Here is a 393-nt window from a genome sequence, read left to right as displayed (position 1 = left end):
GCTCCTGAGGCGCACCCTGTTGAGCAATATGCCCTTCTTTCATGACGATAATCTTATCGGAGACCGCCAGCGCCTCTTCCTGATCGTGGGTGACATATACCGCGGTGAAACCGAGACGCTGTTGTAAATCGCGGATCTCGGTGCGCACGCGGCGACGCAGCCGTTCGTCAAGGTTGGATAAGGGCTCATCGAGCAGCAACACCTGGGGTTCCAGGACCAGAGCGCGCGACACGGCGATGCGTTGCTGCTGGCCGCCTGACAGTTCGGCGGGCAGGCGTTGGCCCATATTTTCCAGACCCACCAGTTTTAACCCCTCGCGCGCCCGATCCTGCGCCTCTTTGCGTGATAGCCCGCTGGCCAGCAGGCCGTACATGACGTTGTCCAGTGCATTCA

1 protein-coding gene is annotated in these 393 nt (G+C 60.3%); it reads right to left on the bottom strand.

Annotation, left to right across the window (positions count from 1 at the left end; translation table 11 throughout):
- Positions 1 to 393: ABC transporter ATP-binding protein (locus MUU47_RS00065; protein WP_258986098.1), on the bottom strand; the 393-nt coding region annotated here is incomplete at both ends.

The organism is Scandinavium hiltneri, assembly GCF_024764835.1.
GTDB classification, from domain to species: Bacteria; Pseudomonadota; Gammaproteobacteria; order Enterobacterales; family Enterobacteriaceae; genus Scandinavium; species Scandinavium hiltneri.
The sequence above is the reverse complement of the archived record's forward strand: the minus strand, read 5'-3'. Positions and strand labels throughout refer to the sequence as shown.